Annotated in this window: 19 protein-coding genes and 1 pseudogene; 8 read left to right on the forward strand and 12 right to left on the reverse strand. The window is 63.4% G+C overall.

The annotated features are described in order from the left end of the window. Positions 1–97 precede the first annotated feature (97 nt). The 8 genes and pseudogenes from HV711_RS26855 to kdsD all read right to left on the reverse strand — a co-directional run. Positions 98–385 (reverse strand): annotated as a pseudogene (locus HV711_RS26855) (PTS sugar transporter subunit IIA); the annotation flags it as partial. A gap of 261 nt (positions 386–646) precedes the next feature. Further along, on the reverse strand, positions 647–1,003 hold the full coding sequence (hpf, locus tag HV711_RS26860) for a ribosome hibernation-promoting factor, HPF/YfiA family (RefSeq protein ID WP_006048027.1): 357 nt from the start codon (positions 1,001–1,003) through the stop codon (positions 647–649). A 171-nt stretch (positions 1,004–1,174) separates the two neighbouring features. Next, a complete protein-coding gene (locus HV711_RS26865) occupies positions 1,175–2,692 on the reverse strand; it encodes an RNA polymerase factor sigma-54 (RefSeq protein WP_035481609.1) in 1,518 nt (505 codons plus the stop codon). A 256-nt stretch (positions 2,693–2,948) separates the two neighbouring features. Then, positions 2,949–3,734, reverse strand: a complete 786-nt coding sequence (gene lptB, locus HV711_RS26870; RefSeq protein WP_013587049.1) for an LPS export ABC transporter ATP-binding protein — start codon at positions 3,732–3,734, stop codon at positions 2,949–2,951. Further along, on the reverse strand, positions 3,731–4,402 hold the full coding sequence (lptA, locus tag HV711_RS26875; protein ID WP_028361629.1) for a lipopolysaccharide transport periplasmic protein LptA: 672 nt from the start codon (positions 4,400–4,402) through the stop codon (positions 3,731–3,733). Before lptA ends, lptB begins: the two co-directional genes overlap by 4 nt. 20 nt (positions 4,403–4,422) lie before the next feature. Then, the gene (gene lptC / locus HV711_RS26880) at positions 4,423–5,034 is read right to left on the reverse strand and encodes an LPS export ABC transporter periplasmic protein LptC (protein ID WP_013587051.1); all 612 of its coding nucleotides are present in this window, start codon (positions 5,032–5,034) and stop codon (positions 4,423–4,425) included. Next, positions 5,031–5,591, reverse strand: coding sequence for a KdsC family phosphatase (locus HV711_RS26885; protein WP_013587052.1), 561 nt, complete (start codon positions 5,589–5,591; stop codon positions 5,031–5,033). The genes lptC and HV711_RS26885 overlap by 4 nt, the downstream gene beginning before the upstream one ends. After that, positions 5,591–6,574: an arabinose 5-phosphate isomerase KdsD gene (kdsD, locus tag HV711_RS26890; RefSeq protein ID WP_013587053.1), complete on the reverse strand. Its 984-nt coding sequence runs from the start codon at positions 6,572–6,574 to the stop codon at positions 5,591–5,593. The genes HV711_RS26885 and kdsD overlap by 1 nt, the downstream gene beginning before the upstream one ends. Before the next feature lie 174 nt (positions 6,575–6,748). Here kdsD and HV711_RS26895 point away from each other — a divergent pair, with 174 nt between their 5' ends. The 5 genes from HV711_RS26895 (at position 6,749) to purU (ending at position 11,915) form a co-directional block, all read left to right on the forward strand. Continuing rightward, positions 6,749–8,752 carry a monovalent cation:proton antiporter family protein gene (locus HV711_RS26895; RefSeq protein ID WP_013587054.1) on the forward strand — a complete coding sequence of 668 codons (2,004 nt, stop codon included), beginning with the start codon at positions 6,749–6,751 and terminating at the stop codon, positions 8,750–8,752. Between the two features lie 79 nt (positions 8,753–8,831). Further along, complete coding sequence (locus HV711_RS26900; RefSeq protein ID WP_013587055.1) at positions 8,832–9,398, forward strand: adenine phosphoribosyltransferase; 567 nt, start codon at positions 8,832–8,834, stop codon at positions 9,396–9,398. 51 nt (positions 9,399–9,449) lie between these two features. Continuing rightward, the gene (locus tag HV711_RS26905; protein WP_028361631.1) at positions 9,450–10,064 is read left to right on the forward strand and encodes a LysE family translocator; all 615 of its coding nucleotides are present in this window, start codon (positions 9,450–9,452) and stop codon (positions 10,062–10,064) included. Between the two features lie 60 nt (positions 10,065–10,124). After that, positions 10,125–10,976, forward strand: coding sequence for an NUDIX hydrolase (locus HV711_RS26910; RefSeq protein ID WP_035481607.1), 852 nt, complete (start codon positions 10,125–10,127; stop codon positions 10,974–10,976). 69 nt (positions 10,977–11,045) lie between these two features. Continuing rightward, positions 11,046–11,915 (forward strand): formyltetrahydrofolate deformylase, encoded by an 870-nt coding sequence (purU, locus tag HV711_RS26915; protein ID WP_013587058.1) that lies wholly within the window; start codon positions 11,046–11,048, stop codon positions 11,913–11,915. Here purU and HV711_RS26920 read toward each other — a convergent pair. Beyond that, positions 11,912–13,120: a PepSY-associated TM helix domain-containing protein gene (locus tag HV711_RS26920; protein WP_035481604.1), complete on the reverse strand. Its 1,209-nt coding sequence runs from the start codon at positions 13,118–13,120 to the stop codon at positions 11,912–11,914. The two genes, purU and HV711_RS26920, sit on opposite strands and share 4 nt — an antisense overlap. 326 nt (positions 13,121–13,446) lie before the next feature. On the opposite strand from HV711_RS26920, the gene HV711_RS26925 reads away from it, so the two are divergent. Continuing rightward, the gene (locus HV711_RS26925; RefSeq protein ID WP_051224281.1) at positions 13,447–15,615 is read left to right on the forward strand and encodes a TonB-dependent siderophore receptor; all 2,169 of its coding nucleotides are present in this window, start codon (positions 13,447–13,449) and stop codon (positions 15,613–15,615) included. A gap of 69 nt (positions 15,616–15,684) precedes the next feature. Here HV711_RS26925 and HV711_RS26930 read toward each other — a convergent pair whose 3' ends face one another. Both HV711_RS26930 and uvrA read right to left on the reverse strand, forming a co-directional pair. Beyond that, entirely contained in the window at positions 15,685–16,770 is a 1,086-nt protein-coding gene (locus tag HV711_RS26930) for an AI-2E family transporter (protein WP_013587061.1), read from the reverse strand. Positions 16,771–16,803: 33 nt separating this feature from the next. Further along, entirely contained in the window at positions 16,804–19,677 is a 2,874-nt protein-coding gene (uvrA, locus tag HV711_RS26935; RefSeq protein WP_035481601.1) for an excinuclease ABC subunit UvrA, read from the reverse strand. A 362-nt stretch (positions 19,678–20,039) separates the two neighbouring features. Between uvrA and HV711_RS26940 the strand changes: the two genes are divergently transcribed. Together HV711_RS26940 and HV711_RS26945 are read left to right on the forward strand one after the other, a co-directional pair. Beyond that, on the forward strand, positions 20,040–21,227 hold the full coding sequence (locus HV711_RS26940) for an MFS transporter (protein WP_028361637.1): 1,188 nt from the start codon (positions 20,040–20,042) through the stop codon (positions 21,225–21,227). Positions 21,228–21,390: 163 nt separating this feature from the next. Then, positions 21,391–21,924: a single-stranded DNA-binding protein gene (locus tag HV711_RS26945; RefSeq protein ID WP_013587064.1), complete on the forward strand. Its 534-nt coding sequence runs from the start codon at positions 21,391–21,393 to the stop codon at positions 21,922–21,924. Positions 21,925–21,996: 72 nt separating this feature from the next. On the opposite strand, the gene HV711_RS26950 is transcribed toward HV711_RS26945, so the two are convergent. After that, on the reverse strand, positions 21,997–22,797 hold the full coding sequence (locus HV711_RS26950) for a bestrophin-like domain (RefSeq protein WP_035481598.1): 801 nt from the start codon (positions 22,795–22,797) through the stop codon (positions 21,997–21,999). Positions 22,798–22,987: the final 190 nt, after the last annotated feature.

Here is a 22,987-nt window from a genome sequence, read left to right on the forward strand (position 1 = left end):
CGGTTCTCCTTGGTTCCCTGTTCGGGAGGTTGGTCCTGGAAACCCGATTCTCTCGGATTCCACTGGCGAACCGCCGCCTTCAACCTTCAACTACGCCTGGGACATTGCCTCCTTTGATGCGGCCGTGAGGAATCGCGACGCCTTCGCCGAGCCCCGTGGATCCGAGGCGCTCGCGCGCAAACAGATTGTCTGTGACCGTGCTGCGGGCGATGCCGTTCTGGTTCTCGAAGATGAGGCCCGCTTGCTCGAACACGCGCTTTTTGCTGGTGACCGATAGTCCGACGACGACGTTCTCGAGGGGAAGAAATTTGGCTAAACGATTCATGTTGACAGGCGAAAACGTGGCCTGGGTTCTCCTCGCTGGGGCGTTTGATTGGCGTTCCATTCGTTTGATGCTCACGGCGACGTACATGGGAGTCCGAAAGCACACGACTCCGGCAGACCGCCTTGTTGCGAGCTAGACCCCGATGGTAACCGGAACATTATAGAACAGGGCGACGGCCTATGGTGCGGCGCGCCATCAATGCGTAATAGGTGGTTTCTTCGGGTTTTCGAGGCGCGGATATCAAATCAGAACCCCAACGAAAAACCGCCCAGTGGCGGGCGGTTTCGGTTAAGCGAACGGAAGCAGTTCTTCTGGATTCGCTTACTGCGGCGGCACGTCGAGTTGTGGCGCCGGTTGATACTTGATCGCTTCGTGCTGATGGCCTTGCAGACGATCCTTGTGGCGGATCACTTGCCGGTCGAGCTTGTCGATCATCAGATCGATCGCAGCGTATAGGTCGCTGTCGCAGCTCTCGACAAAAATGTCCTTGCCCTTCAGATGCAGGTTGATTTCAACCTTTTGCCGCTTTTCCTTTTCCTTGTGGTTGTCGACCGAGAGGACCACACTGCCGTCGATGACCTGATCGAAATGTCTTAGCACCCTATCCAATTTGGAGATCACGTATTCGCGCAACGCAGGCGTAACTTCGAGGTGGTGTCCACTGATCTGCAGATTCATAGTGCTTCTCCAAGCTAGTGGCCGCTTGGTCCGCACGATGACGAAGGTCCGGTCGATCTGTCGGCTTGCCTGAGTCGCCCCCCGGTGACTGACTACTGGCAGGTCGCATCGGCCGGCCTGTCCGCCAACTTGCGGAGCGGCCGGTAAATGCCCGCCGCGGAAGGCGACGGGCTACAGAGACTTGCGCAGGTTGACTGCCGGAATCTTGAGCGCTTCGCGATACTTCGCCACGGTGCGCCGTGCGACCACGAAGCCCTGTTCCGCCAGCAGTTCGGCTATGCGGCTGTCTGAGAGAGGCGTTTTTGCGTTTTCCGCTCCTATCAGTTGCTTGATGAGCGCGCGAATGGCCGTTGAAGACGCCGCGCCGCCCGTGTCCGTCGAAACATGCGAACCGAAGAAGTATTTGAACTCGAGCGTCCCGAACGGGGTGAGCATGTACTTACCGGTTGTCACACGCGAGACAGTTGACTCGTGTAGGCCCAGCGTATCAGCAATTTCTCGCAAAACCAAGGGGCGCATGGCAATTTCGCCGTGCACAAAAAAGCTCTTTTGACGCTCGACAATGGCCTGCGCGACACGCAGGATTGTTTCGAAACGCTGCTGGATATTTTTGATCAACCAGCGCGCTTCCTGCAGTTGCTGGCGCAACGAACCGCTGCCGGGATCGCCCCGGTTGTTGCGCAAAATATTGGCGTACAGGTGGTTGATGCGCAGTTTCGGCACCACTTCCGGATTGAGTTCGGCCTGCCAGCCCTGGGCGGTTTTACGCACCATGATGTCCGGCACGACGTAATCTGCCTCGGCCTTGCCATAGGCCGCGCCCGGGAATGGTTCCAGCGAGCGGATGAGCGCGTGGGCGTCGCGCAGGTCGTCGTCGCTTGCTTTCAGATGCTTGCGCAGGCGGGTGAAATCGCGCGCGGCGAGCAGTTCCAGATAATGGGCAACGATGTCGAGCGCGAGCGCGCGCGTAGGCGACGGCTCGAGCCGCAATAATTGCAGCTTCAGGCACTCGGACGCGGAGCGCGCCCCGACGCCCGCTGGGTCGAAGCTGTGCAGCAGTGCTAGCGCCGCATTCAGTTCGTCGAGGTCGACTTCCAGCTCTTCGGGCAGGTCGGCGAGCACTTCTTCGAGGGTGGCGGCGAGATAGCCGTCGTCGTCGAGCGATTCGATCAGAAAAGTGACGAGCGCCCGGTCGCGCTGGCCGGCCTGCGTGACGCGCAATTGCGCCATCAGGTGATCGCGCAGTGAAGTACTCGATTCGTGAATTTGCAGCGGCGGCAGGTCGTCGTCGTCCGAGGCGTTGCCGGAGCGGCCGTAGTCGTCGAGATTCCATTGCGACGCGTCGCCGTTGCCGTCGCCAGAGAGGCCGTTGTACTCGTCCACGCCTTGCGGCTCGCCGTTCTCAGAGCGCTCGCTGCTGCTCGCGGACGACGACGAGCCGTTGCCGCCCATCTGGTCGGGCGGGGTGGCGGAGCCGGGCGCCTGCGCGATCAGCGAGCCGTCGGCCGCCACGCGAAGCGGGCTCGCGATCCAGTCGTCTTCGTTCTCGAGGAGCGGGTTTTGCGAGATCGCGGTGGCCACTTCCTGCTGCAGTTCGAGCGTAGACAGCTGAAGCAGCCGGATGGACTGCTGCAGTTGCGGGGTCAACGCAAGATGCTGCGATAGGCGGAGTTGGAGGCTGGCTTTCATGGCAAGTTCAGATTCATTGTAGAGAGTTTGCCACGACCGCGATACCTTGCGAATCGCAATTACCTATGGGCGCGCCTGCGGCGACGCCGGGCGCGCGCCGGACAGGTCAGAAATGCATGGGAACGAACACCGCGAACGGCGCGGGAAGCCGGCTGGAAGCGGGCTGAAAATGAGCCAAAAATGGGCGGCGAGTGGCCGCAAGCGAGCCGCAAATAAGCTCGCAACGGGCCGCCGCCCGGCCGTCTGCCGCCTGCGCTTACATGCGGAAATGCTCGCCGAGATAGACCCGCCGCACGCTTTCGTTTTCGATGATTTCGCTCGGCGCGCCGGCTGCGAGCACGCTGCCGTCGCTGATGATGTACGCGTGATCGCAGATGCCGAGCGTCTCGCGCACGTTGTGGTCGGTGATTAGCACACCAATATTGCGCTGCTTCAGAAATTTGACGATCTTCTGGATTTCCAGCACCGCGATCGGGTCGACGCCCGCGAACGGTTCGTCGAGCAGAATGAAGCTCGGATTGGTGGCGAGGGCCCGCGCGATTTCCACCCGGCGGCGCTCGCCGCCCGACAGCGAAAGCGCCGGATTCTCGCGCAAATGCGCGATTTGAAGCTCGTCCAGCAGGGCTTCCGTGCGGCTTTTGATCGCGTCTTTCGACAGGCGCTTGCCGTTTTCCTCATGCTGCAGTTCGAGCACGGCGCGAATGTTTTCTTCGACGGAAAGCTTGCGGAACACGGACGCTTCCTGCGGCAGATACGACAGCCCGAGCGACGCCCTCTTGTGGATGGGCAAAAGGCTGATGGACTTGCCATCCAAGTCGATTTCGCCGGCATCGAGCGGCACGAGGCCGACGATCATATAGAACGACGTGGTCTTGCCCGCGCCGTTCGGGCCGAGCAGGCCGACCACTTCGCCGCTTTTCACATCGAGAGAAACGTCTTTGACGACCGTGCGCGAACCGTAACGCTTTTTCAGATTCCGTACGACCAGCGAACTACTGGTGCCGGCCGGCTTGCGGTTGGGGAGGGACGCGGAAGTGCTCACTGATTCGGCACTCCCTGAATCGTGGTGGACGGCGCGAGCGTGGCCGACGCGCCGTTCAGCGGCGCCGCGCCGCCGTTGCGCGGCGACAGCATGGCGCGCACGCGGCCGCTCGGGTTGCCTGGACCGGCAACGTCTTTGCCCGCCTTCGCGGTATAGAAATCCTTCTGGCCGTCATATGTGATGACGCTGCCGTGCACCTGATCCATCACCGTCGAGAGGCCTTGCAGGCGCTTGACCGTCGCATTCGTGGTGAGCGTGGTCAGATCCTGCTTGCCGTCGTAGTCGATGCGAACGGCCGTGCCTTCGATATATTCGTCGAGGCCCTCGCGCTTCTGGCGGAAATACGACAGGTTGCCGCCGCTCGACGTGCCGGTTGCGTACTGATAGCCCTGCGGATCCTGCGTCACTTCGACACGGTCGGCCTTGATCACGATCGTGCCCTTGGTGGCGACCACATGGCCCGTGAAGATGTTGACCTGCTTCAGGTCGTCGTAAGTCATGTTGTCCGCTTCGATGTTAAGCGGCTTGTCCTTGTCGGCGCGGTCCGCGTGCGCGAGCGGCGCGAAGCCGGCGAGCGGCAACGCGACCAGCAGCGCAGCGAGTCCGGCGCGGCACGCGGACAGGGTGTGCGCGCGGCCGGTATCAAAACGGGGGAACGATTCGTTCATGCAGTCACGCTGGAATGGGATTACCCGGGTTGCCTCGGCGAGCTGCCGCCGGCCTCGGACGCGGCAATCGCGCCCTTCACATTGCCGAAGAGCTTCATGACCCGGGTGACGTTGTTGTAGTTCATGCCGCTGGCAGTCATTATGGACATGCCGCGCTGGAGTTTAACCGGCTTTTCCGTCTCGATCACATCGTCGTTCACGAGCACGCGAAAATGCTCGGAATCGGCCTGCATCTGCGGATCGCCGTAGCCGGCCGCGCGTAGGATGCGGGCGTTGCCGTACAGGTCGACGATGGACGCGTCGCCGTTCACCTTGCCGGTGTCGCCGGTTGCGGTGACGACGGGCTTGCCGGGCTGGAACGCGCGCATGGCCGGCTTGACGAGGTCGCTCAGTTCGTCGTCTTCATAATGAATCAGCGACTGCGCGGTCAGGCGATACTGCGTCGAGCCCGACTGATCGAGTTCGGAAACCGAAAAATTGTCGGCGAAATAATCCGGAGTGTGTTCCTTCGGGCGCACCGCGCCTTCGTTCTGCCGCGGCAGCGTGGCTTGCAGCAGCCACCACGTAAAGCCCGCGAGGGCGGCCATGGCGACGAGCGGAATCAGCGAAGTCAGGCGGAACGTGTTATTCATCCGACGAGGCCCCGCTGTTCGCCGCTACAGGCGGCCGCGAGCAGCGCCTCGTACTTGTGCTGCGCGCGCAGCAGGGTGTCGCAGACTTCGCGCGCCGCGCCGTGGCCGCCGCGCGCTTCGCTGACCCAGTGCGCCCGTGCGATCACTTCCGGATGCGAATTGGCCGGCGCCGCCGCGAAGCCGACCTTCAGCATCACGCCGAGATCGACCCAGTCGTCGCCCATGTAGCCGCATTCCTCGGCGCTCATGCCGGTCGCTTCGAGCAGCTCCGCGAATGCCTGCGGCTTGTTCTCGACGCCCTGATACACGTGCGTGATGTGCATTTCTTTCGCGCGCGCCGCGACGATGCCCGACTTGCGCCCGGTGATGATCGCCGTTTCAATGCCGGCCTGGCGGAGCAGCTTCATGCCGTGGCCGTCCATGGAATTGAAGCCTTTCATCGTGTCGCCTTCCGCCGTGAAGAGCAGGCCGCCGTCGGTCAGCACGCCGTCGACGTCGAAAATCATCAGCTTCACGCGGCTCGCGCGTTCGGTAGCGGTTGGGGGCGCGACGGCCATCAGATCACCTTCTTCGAGAACAGGTCGTGCATGTTCAGTGCGCCGATCAGCTTGCCTGCTTCGTCGACGACCAGCATCTGATTGATGCGATGGCGCTCCATCAGTTCCACGGCTTCCACGGCGAGATGATCCGGACCGATGGTGCGCGGGTCGGCGGTCATGACCGCGGCGATGGACAGCGCGCGGAAATCGCCGTCGCGCTCCAGCACGCGGCGCAGGTCGCCGTCGGTGAAAATGCCTTTCACGCGGTCTTCCTGATCGACAATCGCGGTCATGCCCATGCGCTTGGCCGTCAACTGGAACAGTGCGTCGCGCACGGTTGCTTCGGGCGTGACTTTCGGCACCTGGTCGCCCGTGCGCATCACGTCGCTCACATAAGTGAGCAGGCGCCGGCCGAGCGCGCCGCCCGGATGCGAGCGCGCGAAGTCGTCGCGGCCGAAGCCACGCGCGTCGAGCACCGCGACCGCGAGCGCGTCGCCGAGCGCAAGCGCCGCGGTGGTGCTGGCGGTGGGCGCAAGATTCATCGGGCAAGCTTCTTTGGCGACGCCGGAATTCAGATGCACGTCGGCGAGTTTCGCCAGGCTCGAGCCGGGCCGCCCGGTCATGGCAATCAGCTTGGCGCCAATTCGTTTGATGAGCGGCAGGATCGCGACGAGTTCTTCGGTTTCACCCGAATTGGAGAGCGCGAGGAAGACGTCGTCGGCAGTGACCATGCCGAGGTCGCCGTGGCTTGCTTCTGCCGGATGCACGAAAAAGGCCGGCGTGCCCGTGCTCGCGAGCGTGGCCGCGAGCTTGCGCGCCACGTGCCCCGATTTGCCGATGCCGGAGACGACCACGCGCCCACGGCAGCCCAAGATGAAGTCCACCGCCCCGACGAAGGCGCCGTCGAGTTGATCGCGAAGCGCGCGCACGGCGTCCGCTTCGATGTCGAGCACGTCGCGAGCGAGCGCAAGTGCCCGGTCGCCATTGATTTTCGCTATCATTCGCGAAGTATAGCAAAGGCGCTTGTTCGCCGCGCCGGGCCTGCTGTGCAAGACTGCTGGCGTCATCGGCTTCTTTTATCGCCCCCTGTAACGGCCCCTCAACCTTGTCGCACGGCCTCATGCGTGCGCGGTTCCGCTGACGAACGAGGACGCTTCATCCATGCGTTTTTGCCGATGATTTCCCCGCTGGAAATGACGCTGTTCCTGCTGCTGGCTTCGGTAGCGGGCGTGGTGATTTTTCGCTTTCTGAATCTTCCGCCGATGCTCGGCTACCTGACCGTCGGCATTGTCGTCGGACCGCATGCGCTCGGCCTCGTGCCGGATTCCGTCGGCGCGCAGAACCTCGCGGAATTCGGCGTCGTGTTCCTGATGTTTTCCATCGGTCTCGAGTTTTCGCTCGCGAAACTGCGCTCCATGCGTCGGCTCGTGTTCGGTTTGGGCCTCCTGCAGGTGCTCGGCACGATCGCGGTCGCGGTGACGCTCGGCTTCGTGTTCGAGCGCTGGGTGCACATCAAGTGGCAGGCGAGCATCGCGCTCGGCGGCGCGCTCGCCATGTCGTCCACGGCGATTGTCAGCAAGATGCTCGCGGAGCGCCTCGAAATCGAGACCGAGCACGGCCGCAATATCTTCGGTGTACTGCTGTTCCAGGATCTGGCGGTGGTGCCGCTTCTTATCATCATTTCGGCGCTGGGCGGCGATTCCAAAGACCTCGTCAATGCGCTCGGCGTCGCCGCGATCAAGATCGTCGTCGCGCTGTCGCTGCTCCTGATTGTCGGACAGCGTTTCATGACGCGCTGGTTCAACGTGGTCGCGCGGCGCCGCTCGCAGGAACTGTTTATTCTCAACCTGCTGCTCGTCACGCTCGGCGCGGCGTTCATCACGGACAAGTTCGGCCTTTCGCTCGCGCTGGGCGCGTTCATTGCCGGTATGCTCATCGCCGAGACGCCTTATCGCCATCAGGTGGAAGAGGACATCAAGCCGTTTCGCGACGTGCTGCTCGGGCTCTTCTTCATCACGACCGGCATGCTGCTGAATCCGCGCGTGATCTGGCAGCATCCGCTGATCGTGCTCGGCTTCCTGATCGGTCCGACCTTGCTGAAGGCGGTGATGATCACGGGGCTTTCGCGCCTGTTCGGCGCGTCGCCGGGTGTTGCCATGCGCACCGGCATCGGTCTCGCGCAAGCGGGCGAGTTCGGCTTCGTGCTGCTGAATCTGATTCTCGACAAGCACCTCGTCGACGCCACGCTGCTCCAGGCCATTCTCGCGGCGATGCTGTTGTCGATGCTCGCCGCGCCGTTCCTGATCCAGAACGCGGACCGCATCGTGCTGCGCCTGTCTTCCACTGAATGGATGATGCAATCGCTGCAGATGACGCGCATCGCCACGCAGAGCCTGAAGCAGAGCGGCCACGTGATCATTTGCGGCTACGGCCGCTCGGGGCAGAACCTCGCGCGCATGCTCGAACACGAAGGTTTGTCGTATGTCGCGCTCGACCTCGACCCGGACCGCGTGCAGGCGGCCGCGACGGCGGGCGAATCCGTCGTGTTCGGCGACGCCGGGCGGCGCGAGTCGCTGCTCGCTGCGGGCATCCATCGCGCCGCGGCGATTGCCATCACGTATGCGAACACGCCGTCGGCATTGCGCGTGCTGCACAACATCCACGAACTGGAACCCACGTTGCCGGTGATCGTTCGTACCGTCGACGACGCCGATCTGGAAAAGCTGCTGGCCGCGGGCGCAACGGAGGTGATTCCGGAGATTGTCGAGGGCAGCCTGATGCTCGCCTCGCACACGCTCGTCGTGATGGGCGTGCCGATGCGCCGTGTGGTGCGCCGCGTGGAGGAAATGCGCGACGAACGCTATGCGCTGTTGCGCGGCTACTTCCACGGCGCCGACGACATGGACGACGACGACGGCCACGAACAGGTGCGGCTACAATCGGTGCCGGTCGACGAAAACGCCGATGCGGTCGGCCGCACGCTCGCGGACCTCGGCCTTTACGAACTCGGCGTGGAAGTCACCGCGATCCGCCGGCACGGCATTCGCGGCGTGGAGCCGGACCCGTCGACCAAGCTGCGCGCGAGCGACATCGTCGTATTGCGCGGCTTGCCCGAGCAACTGGCGCAAGCCGAGGAGCGGCTCTCGAAACACCGCCGCGCGGGCGCCGCCGCGGCGTAGCTCAGGTGCGGCACGGCTCGCCCGGCCGCCGCTGATTTCAGCTTTTCATGGGACCTTGCGAGATCCCTCCGGAGACATCATGTCAAACGCGCTTGCGAGCGCGCCGCTCGACGCGGCCGACTACATCAAGAGTCACATTCGCACGGTTGCCGACTGGCCGCAGCCGGGCGTGCAGTTCCGCGACATCACGCCGCTGTTGCGCGAGCCGAAGTCGCTGCGCGTGCTGATCGATCTGTTCGTGCAGCGTTATATCGACGCCAAGCTCGACTATATCGCCGGTCTGGATGCGCGCGGCTTCATCATCGGGCCGATTCTCGCCTATGAGCTGAACCTCGGTTTCATTCCGATCCGCAAGGCGGGCAAACTGCCCTACAAGCGCGCGTCGCAATCGTATGAGCTCGAGTACGGCACGGCCACCGTGGAAATCCACGAGGACGCGTGCAAGCCGGGCGACCGCGTGGTGATCGTCGACGATCTGATTGCGACCGGAGGCACCATGATGGCCGGCAAGATTCTGCTAGAGCGGCTCGGCGCGGTGGTCGTGGAAGGCGCCGCGATTATCGATTTGCCGGACCTGGGCGGCTCGACGCTGCTCGCGGGCGGCGGTTTGCCGCTTTATACGGTGACGAGTTTCGCGGGCCATTGAGCGTCGCGCGGGGCTCTTCGCATCACTCGCAAGGAAAGGTCGATAACCAGTATGCCTAACTTCGCATTATTTCTCGCCACGTCGATTGCCATCACCATGGCGCCCGGCCCGGACAATCTGCAAGTGCTGGCGCGCGGCATCTCGCAAGGCCGCGCCGCGGGCCTCGTCGCGGCGCTCGGCTTTGCGGCGGGCATCGCGTTTCATACGACACTGGCCGCGCTCGGCGTCGCGGCGCTGCTGCGCTCGTCACCGCTCGCGTTTCAGGCGATCAAGCTCGCCGGCGCCGCGTATCTCGTGTGGATCGGCATCAAGGCGCTGCGCAGCCAGGGTCTCGCGACCGCGCACGAGCGCGCGCCTCAACCGTTGATGATCGTGTTTCGCCAAAGCGTGCTGGGCAATCTGCTCAATCCCAAGGTGACGCTGTTCTTTGTGGTGTTTCTGCCGCAATTCGTGCAGACCAGTGGTACACAAAGCGTCACCGTGCAGATGCTCGAACTCGGCGCGCTGTTCATGTTGCAGACGCTGGTGGTGTTTTCGCTGTTCGGCGTCTGTGCCGGCATGATCGGCGGATGGTTGCGGCGTCGCCCGCGCGTGGGCATGTGGCTCGACCGGCTTGCCGGCGCCACCTTCATCGGGCTCGGAATTCGCGTCGCGCTGCGCGACTGATCAGGAGCGGCGGTTGACCTGTGTGCGCGTCCGGCCGTCGCTGAAAGTAGGGAGTGTTGAATGAGTTTGCCTTGCCTGATTGCCGCGCGCCGCTTCGATGCTGCCGCGCATCTGCCGTTCTGGATCGACGCCGAAGAGGTCGGCTGGATCCGTTCGAGCGACGTGCACCTGCTCGCGCGCTGGCCGGACGTCTTCGAGATCGACAACGCGCGCGTGGTGCTCGCGCCGTCCTTCAATACGGTGGATCTGCGCAGCGCCGCGCTCGCTTCCGTGATCGGCGCGCTCGCCGCCGAGGGGCGCATCCCCGGCTGGCGCGACGAGACCTATGCCATCCGCAATGCATTCGACGCGCGGCCGCTCGCATACATCGAGCGCGCCGCGTCGCGCTTTTTCGGCACGATGACCTACGCGGTGCATCTGAACGGCGTCGTAGAATACGCGGATGGCGGCGCGCCGCGATTGTGGATCGCACGCCGCAGCGACACCAAGGCGACCGATCCGGGCATGCTCGACAACGTGGTGGCGGGCGGAATCGGCTGGGGCTTCAGTGTGGAGACGACGATCGTCAAGGAGTGCTGGGAAGAAGCAGGCATTCCCGAAGAGATCGCCGCGCGCGCCGTGGCGGGCCGCACCGCGCATGTGCTGCAATCGTTACCGGAAGGCACGCAGGCCGAGCAGATCTTTATCTACGACCTCGCGTTGCCGGCTGACTTCGCGCCGCGCAATCAGGACGGCGAAGTCGGCGAACATCGCCTTGCGCGTATCGACGAAGTGGCGCGCTGGATCGAAGAAGGCGCGATGACCGTGGACGCGAGCCTTGCGACGCTCGATTGCCTGCTGCGCCGCCGCTGGATCGACGAAGAGGCGTGCGCGGGCATCGAGGCTTTGTTCACGCCGCCGCTGCTGGGGTAAGCGCCGGCGTCGCGCACCACGCTGCAACACCGAACAAACCACGCATTGAAGAAGGGAGTCACCCAGGTCATGTCGACCGATCACAGCTTTATCCTCAAACTGTCGTGCGCCGACCGGCCCGGCATTGTTCACGCCGTGTCGGGCTTCCTGTTCGAGCGCGGCAGCAACATTCTCGACTCCGCGCAGTTCGGCGACAGCCGCACCGGCGAGTTCTTCATGCGCGTGCATTTTCAGCAGGTGGGCGGCGATCCGGGCCTGGAGGCGCTGCGTGCTTCGTTCGACACGCTTGCCGCGCAGTTCGGCATGAGCTGGGAAATGCACGACGCGTCGGTCAAGCCGCGCGTCGTGATCATGGTCTCGAAGATCGGTCATTGCCTGAACGATCTGCTGTTCCGCTACCGCACGGGTCAGCTGAACATCGAGATTCCGGCGATCATCTCGAACCACAAGGAGTTCTATCAGCTCGCCGCGAGCTACGACATTCCGTTCCATCATTTCCCGCTGCTCGGCGGCACGCCTGAGGCGAAGGCCGCGCAGGAAGCGCGCGTGCTGGAAGTGATCGACGAGCATCAGGCCGATCTCGTCGTGCTCGCCCGCTATATGCAGATTCTGTCGCCGAAGCTGTGCGAGGCGCTTGCCGGCCGCGCAATCAACATTCACCACTCGTTCCTGCCGAGCTTCAAGGGCGCGAAGCCGTATTACCAGGCGTTCGACCGCGGCGTAAAACTGATCGGCGCCACGGCGCACTATGTGACGACCGATCTGGACGAAGGTCCGATCATCGAGCAGGAAGTGGAGCGTGTCGACCACAGCATGACGCCGGAGCAACTGACGGCGATTGGCCGCGACGTCGAATGCGTGACGCTCGCGCGCGCGGTGAAGTGGCACGTCGAGCATCGCGTCGTGCTGAACGGCAGCAAGACGGTGGTGTTCCGTTAGGCGCCGACGTAGGGCTTTGGTACTTTCTGCGCCGAGCGGCGCCGCGCATTGAGCTTTTTCAGCCAGATCAGCAGTCCCGTCGCGCTCAGCACGGCGACTGCGATGCCGACCGCGCTGATCAGCACGCGTCCGCCGACACCGAGAATGCGCCCCGAGTGCAGCGGAAATTGAACCTGCATGAAGACGTCGCCGGCTGTGCCTTTGCCGGGAATCTGCTGGCCGAGCAGCTTGCCGGTGGCGGCGTCCCAATACATCCACGGGTTGCCGAGGCCCATGTCACCGTGATCGTTGCCGGTTTCGTAGAAGCCGACGCCATAGGCGTGCACGGCTTTGGCGTAATAGAGGCCGCCCGGCGGCGCGACAAGGTGCTGCGCCTTGCCGGCCTCCGTGGCGAGCCGCACGATCCGCTCACGACTGAGCACGCCGTCGCCGGGCTGCGGCGCGCGAACCCTCCCGGGATTGTTGATCGGGTCCGGCGTGAGCGTCGAAAACATCGACACGATCGGACGCACAACCGGTGACGCGAGATTCATCGACACCGACGTGAGCGCAACAATCACAAGCACCCCCCAGATCCACACGCCGCCCGAGCGGTGCAGGTCGAACGTGAGCGCATAGCCGCCGCGCCCCAGGCGAAACGCAAACGACTTCCTCCACGCCTTCAGGCTCGGAAACGACAAGCCGAGCGCGATCAGGCTGTCGAACAGCCAGACGATCCCGACAATGCCCATCAGCCACACGCCGACGTTGACGCCGCCCGTCAACGGCAAATGCAGTGTGTAGTGCAGCTTGTAAATGAACGGAATCAGGTTGAGTCGCGACAGCGAGAAGGCGCCCCATTCGCGGCGTCCTTGCACCTCGCCGGTGGCGGGATCGACCGCGATCTGGTTGAAGTTCAGCTTGTACGGTTCCCGCGTAGCCGGGTCGGTGCGGGGCAGCACCATCATCTGCAGCGTGTGGCCGGACTCGGCGGCGAGGGGCAGATACGTGACCTGCACGCGCGGGTCGTCGGCTTCGACGCGCCGCGCGAGTTCCAGCCCGGCCAGCGCCGGCCCCGCTGTGTGCGCCTTGAAGAACGACGGGTTCAGCGCGGCGTCGAGTTCGTGATCCCACGCGATGATCGCGCCGCTCAGCCCCGCGACAAACAGAAACAGCGCGGTGGCCACGCCGAACCAGCGATGCAGGCGAACGAACTGGCGCCTCATGAGCGGGCGCGGACCATGAAACACAAGATGAGAGGACGGCGTGTCACGGGTAGCGGTTTTCTGTAAATGCGAATTGTTCGCATCTTATGCGAAGCGCGTTGTAAGCCGCAAGTTGGTCGAAAACCGCGCGTCGGCGATTTTGTCGTTTGTGGACCACCCGGCGGGCGCCTTTGCCACAAAGCCCACGCCGGCGGCGCGCGCCGCCAGTCGCGACAAAATGTCGCAGTCAAAACCTTACAGTCCGCATCTTTTTTCGGCATCATGCCGTCCCGTAGAAATGGGAATGATTCTCATTCGATGGGCAAATCAGCGGACGGGAAAAACAAATGAAGAATTACAGCGGGGTAGTGCGTTCACAGAAAGCACGCACGACGCGTCGATTGAGCTGGGCAGCGTGTGTCGCGCTCACTGCCACTCACGCGGCGCTGGCGCAACAGGTGTCGCCGGCGCCGGCCTCGTCGATCAGCGAAGACACGGCGCTGCCGACCGTCAAGGTCACGGCCGCGCAAGACACCACACAGCATCTCCACGAGGACGTGGGCAGCGGCGCACTCGGCACACGCTCGCAACTCGATACGCCGTTCTCGACCACGGTCGTCACCAGCGAAGAATTGCAGGATCGCCAGCCGTTCAAGCTAGGCAACGTGTTCGCCACCGACGCCTCCGTCTCCGACAACGGCAATGCCTACAACGCGTGGGCCACCTACCTGACGGTGCGCGGCATGCAGCTCGACTGGCAGTCGGGCTTCAAGATCGACGGTATGCCGTTCAACAGTTACGGCATCACGCTGCCTTACGAGCAGCTCGAAAAAGTCGAGCTGCTCAAAGGTTTGACCGGCTTCATGTATGGCTTCGGCGCGCCGGGCGGCGTGGTCAACTACGTGACGAAGAAGCCGCCCGAGTCGACAACACCCGTGCGCAGCGTCGACATCGGCTATTACACGGACGGCGTGTGGACCGAACACGCGGACCTGGGCGGCCGTGTCGGCCGCGACGGCAGGTTCGGCTATCGGCTGAATGCGACGCACGAGGAAGGCAAGACTTACAACGACGGCAACGTGCGGCGCGACTCGGTGTCCGTCGCGCTCGATGCCCGCCTGACACGCGACCTGAAGGCGACGTTCGGCGCGCTGTACCAGGAGCGGCACGCCACGGGCATCACCGGCGCGATTTCCACCGCTCAATACACCGGCACGGGCCTGCCGCATACGATGAGCGGCGGCACAGGCGACCTGTCCGGCCCCGACCAGCATCTGAACACGAACCTGCAGCTTTACACGGCAGGGCTTCAGTACAACCTCGGCGAGAACTGGACGCTCAACGCGAGCTACAGCTACAGCAAGAGCGCGCGCGATCGCAACGAAAGCACCTACTACCTGCTGAACGGCGCCGGCGACTACACCGACAGCCGCTTCGCCGGCAAAGAAGGGCATCAGCTGAGCTTGTGGCAGGTATCGGCGGAAGGCAGCGTGAAGACGGGACCGTTGCAGCATCAACTTGTTTTCGGCGCAGCCTATCAGCGTCAGACGAACGACTATGGCGCCAACAGCTTCTTCGGCCAGATCGGCACGGGCAACATCTATCAGCCGAACGCGAACACCTTTGACGGCGCATCCAACTACTACACTTACCGCGACAGCGACATCACGCAAAAGGCGCTGTTCGCGAGCGACACGATCCAGTTGACGCAGCGCTGGTCGGTGCTCGGCGGCGTGCGCTACACGGACTACGAGCAGCATGGCTACTCGAGCGGCGGCGCAACGACGTCCACGTACAGCCAGAACGGCGTGGTCACGCCGACGGTCGCCGTCATGTTCAGGCTCGCGCCGACCACGACCTTGTACGCGAGCTATGTGGAATCGCTGGAGGCCGGCACGGTGGTCGGCGACACGTATGCGAACCGGGGCGAGCTGCTCAAGCCGTTGCGCAGCAAGCAGTACGAGGTGGGCATCAAGACCGCGCATGCGCGCTGGAGCGCAACCGCTGCGCTGTTTCGCATTGAACGCGGCGCGGCGTACGCCAACAGCGCGAACGTCTACACGCAAGACGGCGAGTCGATCTTCCAGGGCATCGAGATGGGCGGCGACGTGCGCCTCGGCAGCCAGTGGAACCTGGGCGGCGACCTCATGTGGATCAATACGAAGTACGAGCGCGGCGCGGCCAACAACGGCAACCGCGTGGCGGGCGCGCCCCAGTTCGTGATCGCCGGGCATGCGACTTATTCGGTGCCTTACGTGCCCGGCCTGCGCATCGGCGCGGAGGCCAAGTTCACGGGCAATACCAACGTGCGGCCCTCGGCGAATCTGAGCGCGCCCGGCTATCTGCTGGTGAATGTCGGCGCCAGTTACGCCACGCGGATCGCGGGCTACGACGTGACGTTTCGCGCCGCCATCGACAATCTGCTCAACCGCCGCTATTGGGAATACCAGTACGCAGACTATGTGACGCCGGGCGATCCGCGCACGCTGTCCCTGAACGCGCGCATCGACTTCTGACGACGAAAAAAACGGCACCGTCGTGCCGTTTTTTATATCCGCGAGCGCCGCGGCAAGGAGTTCGCGCGCTCAAACCAGCCGCAGATAAATCAGCTCGCGCTTGATATACGCATAAAAGATCGGCGCCGCGATCACGCCGGGCAAGCCGAACGCGGCTTCCATGACGAGCATCGCGACGAGCAGCTCCCACGCGCGCGCCTCGATCTGCCCGCCGACAATGCGCGCATTCAGGAAATATTCGAGCTTGTGGATCAGGATCAGGAACGCGAGCGACATGACCGCAGCGGGAAAGCTGACGGAGAGCGCCACGGCCACAATGATCGTGTTCGAGATCAGATTGCCGATGACCGGCAGCAAGCCGACGATAAACGTGATCAGCACCAGCGTTTTCGAGAGCGGCAACTGGTCGTGGAAAATCGGCAGCACGATCAGCAGGAAGATGCCGGTGAACACCGCGTTGATGGCCGAAATCTTGACCTGCGCGAAGACGATCCGCCGGAACGCGTCGGCGAAACGTGTCACGCGCGTGACGAACGCGGTGGACAGCGGCAGCCGCTGCATATGCTTTTGCGCGCTGACCGCGATGATCGCCCCGATGATCATGCCGATCAGAATATGCGTGAACGCGCGCGCCGCCGTCTTGCCGCTTTGCTGCAGCATGTTCGCGTGCGTCTGCATCAGCTCGGCCGCGCGGGTTTTCATCTGCTCGGTGTCGACGGGCAGATAGCTCGCAATAAATTGCGGAATCCGCCCGCGCGCCTGGTCGATCAGCTGCATCGCCTGGTCAAGCAGCTTCTGCACGCTCGGCACGTCGTTCTCGAAGTGCTCGATGACGCCGAGCGTCAGGCCTGTGAGCGCTCCGACGATCACCGTGGACAGGATCACCACCGCCAGCCAGCGCGCCCGCCCGCTCGACATATGACGCTCGATGCGCGGCGCGATGGTATGCACCAGCTGGAACACAAGCAGCCCGGCGAGCAGCGCGCCGAGCAGCCGCAACTGGATGACCGCCCACATACCGAACAGCATCAGCACATAACTGCCGATCTCGACCGCCGAGAGTTTCGGCAGACTCATGTTGCTGGTCAGCCTGACCGGGCGTGGGCGTAAGTCCTGCACTTGCCCGTTTTCGCTCGCCTGATTCCGCTTGGCCATGGCTTATCCGTCTCCAACCCGTGTTGTGCAGCGTTACTTTTTACTGGCCGCGCGTTTCAGCAAAGGCGCCAGGTATCTACCGGTAAAACTTGCCTTGGACTTCGCAATCTGCTCGGGCGTGCCCTGCGCGATGATCTGGCCGCCGCCCGCGCCGCCTTCCGGGCCCATGTCGATGACCCAGTCGGCAGTTTTGATTACATCGAGATTATGCTCGATGATCACGACGGTATTACCCTGGTCGCGTAACCGATGAATAACTTCCAGCAAAAGCGCGATGTCATGAAAGTGCAATCCGGTGGTCGGTTCGTCGAGAATGTATAGCGTGCGACCCGTGTCACGCTTGCTCAGTTCCAAAGATAGTTTGACCCGCTGCGCCTCGCCGCCCGAGAGCGTGGTGGCTGACTGGCCGAGCCGGATATAGCCGAGGCCGACGTCGAGCAGCGTTTTCAGCTTGCGCGCGACGACCGGCACCGGCCTGAAGAACTCGTACGCGTGTTCGACCGTCATGTCGAGCACTTCGCTGATGTTCTTGCCTTTGTACTGCACGTCGAGCGTTTCGCGGTTGTAGCGTTTGCCGTGGCAGACGTCGCACGGTACGTAGACGTCCGGCAGGAAGTGCATTTCGACCTTGAGCACGCCGTCGCCCTGGCAGGACTCGCAGCGCCCGCCCTTCACGTTGAACGAGAAACGCCCTGGGTCGTAACCGCGCTCCTTGGCGGCGGGAACGCCCGCGAACAGCTCGCGGATCGGCGTGAAGAGGCCCGTGTAGGTGGCCGGATTGGAGCGTGGCGTGCGGCCGATCGGCGACTGGTCGACGTTGATCACCTTGTCGAAGTGCTCGAGCCCCTCGATCGACTCATACGGCGCCGGCTCCGTGGACGACCCGTAAAGGTGCTGCGCGACGGCCTGATACAGCGTGTCGTTGATGAGCGTGGACTTGCCGGAGCCGGACACGCCCGTCACGCACGTGAGCAGGCCGACCGGCAGATCGAGTGTGACGTGCCGCAGATTGTTGCCGTGCGCCTCCACGATGCGCAGACGCCGCTCGTCCGGGTCCTTGCGCTCGTCCGGATACTCGATGGTGCGCGCGCCGGACATGTACTGCCCCGTCATCGATGCCGGGTTGCCTTGCACCTGTTTCGGCGTGCCCTCGGCGATCACCATGCCGCCGTGCTCGCCCGCGCCCGGCCCCATGTCAACCACGTAGTCGGCCATGCGGATCATGTCTTCGTCATGTTCGACCACGATCACCGAGTTGCCCAGATCGCGCAGGTGCTTGAGCGTGGCGATCAGCCGGTCGTTGTCGCGCTGATGAAGGCCGATGGACGGCTCGTCGAGCACATACATCACGCCGGTGAGGCCCGAGCCGATTTGCGACGCGAGGCGGATGCGCTGCGCCTCGCCGCCCGACAGCGTTTCGGCGCTGCGTTCGAGCGACAGATAATCGAGCCCGACATTGTTCAGAAACATGAGCCGCGCGACGATTTCCTTCACCACCTTGTCGGCGATCTCGCGCTTCGAGCCTTCGAGGCGCAAGGTCTGGAAGTAGCCGAGCGCGTCGCGCAACGGCCAGCCGCTGATTTCGTAGATGCCGCGCGCGTCGCCGTCCGCGCCGATCCGCACGAAGCGCGCTTCGCGGCGCAGCCGCGTGCCCGCGCAGGCCGGACACGGCTGATTGTTCTGATACTTGGCGAGTTCCTCGCGCACCGCGGCCGAATCCGTCTCGCGGTAGCGGCGCTCCAGATTCGGAATGATGCCTTCGAACACATGCTCGCGAACGGACGCGCGGCCCCGCTCGTTGATATACGAGAACGGGATTTCCTGCTTGCCCGAGCCGAACAGCAGAATCTTGCGGACTTTTTCCGGCAGGTCTTCGACGGCCGTGTCGATGTCGAAGTCGTAAAACGCGGCGAGGCTTTGCAGCATCTGGAAGTAGAACTGGTTGCGCCGGTCCCAGCCCTTCACCGCGCCCGCCGCGAGCGACAGCGACGGATGCGCGACCACCCGCTTCGGATCGAAGAAGGTGATCTGGCCGAGCCCGTCGCACTCCGGGCACGCGCCCATCGGGTTGTTGAACGAGAACAGCCGCGGTTCCAGTTCCTGCAGCGAATACGAGCAGATTGGGCAGGCGAACTTCGAGCTGAACAGATGCTCCTTGTCCGTGTCCATTTCGAGCGCGATCGCCCGGCCGTCGGCGAGACGTAGCGCGGTTTCGAACGATTCCGCGAGACGCTGCTTCATGTCGGGCCGCACCTTCAGGCGGTCCACCACGACGTCGATGGTGTGCTTGTCGTTCTTCTTCAGCTTCGGCAGCGAGTCGACTTCGTAGATTTTCGCGGGGCCTTCGTTGGCGGTGCCGCCGCCCGAGCGCACGCGAAAGCGGATGAAACCCTGCGCCTGCATTTCCTCGAACAGCTCGACGTGCTCGCCCTTGCGGTCGGCGACCACCGGCGCGAGGATCATCAGCTTCGTTTCTTCCGGCAGTGCAAGCGCGGCGTCGACCATTTGCGATACGCTTTGCGCCTCGAGCGGGATTTCATGGTCGGGGCAATAAGGCGTGCCGACACGTGCGAACAATAGCCGCAGGTAGTCGTGGATCTCCGTGACCGTGCCGACCGTGGAGCGCGGATTGTGCGAGGTGGCCTTCTGCTCGATCGAGATGGCCGGCGACAGGCCTTCGATCAGATCGACGTCGGGCTTTTCCATCAATTGCAGGAATTGACGTGCGTAGGCGGAGAGGCTTTCGACGTAGCGCCGCTGCCCTTCCGCATAAAGCGTGTCGAACGCGAGCGACGATTTCCCCGAGCCGGAAAGACCGGTAATAACGACGAGCTGATGACGTGGTAGGTCGAGATTGACGTTCTTCAGGTTGTGGGTACGAGCCCCACGAATACGGATTTGTTCCACGGATTTATTCCATGAACTGCGGAAAGAGGAAGAGGCTAAACCTGCTACTATAACGACTTTTCAAGGCCGCCGTTACGGCTTGCTGACGGCCTGAACAAGGCCTCGGGCATGCCGTAAGACTGCGGTTGAGCGTCGCGGCAAAAGAGCTAGCTGGGGCCGTTTTCCGTCAGTACAAGGCGCCGTGAACTGTGCGAAGGCGCGCAGCTCCCGGCATGAGGCGCCTGCAAGGCACGAGTCCGAACGCCGCGTGGCCGGTCCGGTTTTCCAACGGGCCGCGCCGCATGCGCCGCCGCCTTCATGTGGAAAGCCGTCCGGTCGTGGCGCCCGCAGCGCGCCGCCAGCTCATTCAAAGAACGCTTCCGATGTCCAATCCGTCCGCCACATCTTCACGCATGAGCGCGCCTGAACTGCGCGCGACCGTGTCGCTTGCCGCCATCTTCGCGTTGCGCATGCTCGGCCTCTTCATGATCATGCCGGTGTTCTCCATCTACGCGAAGACGATTCCCGGCGGCGAGAACGTGCTGCTCGTCGGCATCGCGCTGGGCGCCTACGGCGTCACGCAGTCCATGCTCTACATTTTTTACGGCTGGATTTCCGACAAGGTGGGCCGCAAGCCGGTCATTGCGACCGGGCTTCTCATCTTCGCGCTCGGCAGCTTCGTCGCGGCGGGCGCGCACGACATGACGTGGATCATCGTCGGCCGGGTGATTCAGGGCATGGGCGCGGTGTCGTCCGCGGTGATCGCGTTCATTGCCGACCTCACTGCCGAGGAGCACCGCACGAAGGCCATGGCCATGGTGGGCGGCAGCATCGGCATCTCGTTCGCGGTGGCGATCGTCGGCGCGCCGATCGTGTTTCACTGGCTCGGCATGAGCGGGCTCTTCGCGCTGGTCGGCGTGTTCTCGATTCTGGCCGTGGGCGTCGTGCTGTGGGTCGTGCCCGATGCGCCGAAGCCCGTGCACGTGCGCGCGCCGTTCGCCGAAGTGCTGCACAACGTCGAGCTGCTGCGCCTGAATTTCGGCGTGCTCGTGCTGCATGCCACGCAAACGGCGTTGTTCCTCGTGGTGCCGCGTATTCTCGAGGCGGGCGGCCTGCCCGTCGCGTCGCACTGGAAGGTGTATTTGCCCGTCATGGGGCTGTCTTTCGTGATGATGGTCCCCGCCATCATCGCCGCCGAAAAGCGCGGACATATGAAAACCGTGCTGCTTTCCGCTATCGCGCTTATCCTGTTCGGACAGTTGTTATTGGGCGTGGCTCCGCATACGATTCTGAGTGTGGCGGCCATCCTTTTTGTGTACTTTCTCGGCTTTAATGTTCTGGAGGCGTCGCAGCCTTCGCTGGTGTCGAAACTGGCGCCGGGCAACCGCAAGGGCGCGGCGGCCGGCGTCTACAACACCACGCAGTCCATCGGTCTGGCGTTGGGCGGCATGATCGGCGGCTGGCTGCTGAAAGTGGACGGCCAGAGCGCGGTGTTTTTTACCTGCTCAGGGCTCGTCTTTTGCTGGCTTATAATCGCCGCCAGGATGAAACAGCCGCCGCGCAAGGCGTAACAGCCCCGTTTTCGCGGCGGGATCAGCTCGGGTCTAGCCCGGCATCACCCAGAACTCACCCGGCGGCGGGCAGAGGCGCACTTCCGATCCCGGGCCCGCAGGCCGCGAGACGGGAAACCGCGAATTGCCGTGCCGTCCGCAATGGAATCAACAGGAGAAACTCATGGCATCCGTGAACAAGGTCATTCTCGTCGGCAATCTCGGAGCCGATCCGGAAGTCCGTTATCTTCCGAGCGGCGACGCAGTGGCGAACATCCGCCTTGCCACGACGGATCGGTACAAGGACAAAGCTTCGGGTGAAATGAAGGAGGCTACCGAATGGCACCGCGTGTCGTTCTTCGGCCGTCTCGCGGAAATCGTGTCCGAATATCTGAAGAAAGGCTCGTCGGTCTATCTGGAAGGGCGCATTCGCACCCGTAAGTGGCAGGCGCAGGACGGCACCGACCGTTACTCCACGGAAATCGTCGCCGAACAGATGCAGATGCTGGGCGGTCGCGGCGGCTCGATGGGCGGCGGCGACGAAGGCGGCTACAGCCGCGGCGAGCCGTCGGAACGCAGCGGCGGCGGTGGCGGCCGCGCGATGTCGGGCGGCGGTTCGCGCGGCGGCAGCAGCGGTGGTGGCGGTGGCGGTTCCAGCCGTCCGAGCGCGCCGGCTGGTGGCGGGTTTGATGAGATGGATGACGATATTCCGTTCTAAAAGCTACTCCCGCTGCCGAAAGCCGCAAGCAAACCCCGCTCATGCAGCGGGGTTTTTCATATCCACGCGCCGCTACCGCATCAAATGCTCCAGCGCGTCCCGCATCGGCGAGCTGGAAATCATGATCGGCCCGGTCAGCGGCGTATCCAGATCCACGATCACATAGATCGCCGACGCAATCGACACCGCGCCCAGCGTAATCGTCACCAGCGCCAGCGCATTGCGCGGTGCGATCAACCCGAAGCTCAGAAAAATTACACAAAGCCAGAACGTCAGCGTCTTGAAGAAGGGCTGCGAAATCGAGCTGTGCGCCTCCTCGATGATCTTCCACCGCGCGTCTACCACGCGGCGAAATTGCGTCAGACTGTCGTCGAGCGCGCGCTGTTGCAGCGGATCGTGCGCGCGCAGCTGCCGCAATTGCCGGCCCACGGCGCTCAGCAATTCGCCGAGCTGCACGTTTTCCAGCTTCTGCGAGTTGTCGGGCGAGCCGAGATTTTTCGGATAGTCGCCGGCCGGGGCCGCCTCGCGCGGCCACGTCGACGCAATCGCCGCCGCCGTGTAGACGCGCAACAGTTTGCGCGCCGCGTCCGTGTCGCTGCCGTAATCTCGCAGCGTCATGTCGAGCTCGATGATGTCGGCGGCATATGTGCGCAAATCGTTCGCCGCCGTGTCGAAGCTCGATTTCGCCGACGCGGTCATCAAACCGAGCACCAGTGCGGCGAAGGTCACCAGCATGCCGATCACCAGTTGCACGAGCTGCACCGTTTCGTGCGCCTTATGTTCCTCGGGCAGCAGCGGCCGCACCCACACGCCGCAGCCGGTCGCCACGAGCAGCAGAACGAAAACCAGCAGAGCCGAGCCTATTTCCGACATAGCAATGCTCCCAGTGCGCTTGCGCCGTTTGGCGTCGTCATCCCTTGACGTCACGCAAACGCTTGCGCCGTCACCATAAAGTTTTCAGGCATTCAGCCGTAGTCCCTATGTGTGGCATTCGCTTAAATTCTGACAAAAGTTGCGGACCATGCCAAAACGGGCTTGGGCGCAGCATGCGTGGCCGGGGCAC

The organism is Paraburkholderia phenoliruptrix (assembly GCF_902859825.1).
Taxonomy (GTDB): domain Bacteria; phylum Pseudomonadota; class Gammaproteobacteria; order Burkholderiales; family Burkholderiaceae; genus Paraburkholderia; species Paraburkholderia phenoliruptrix.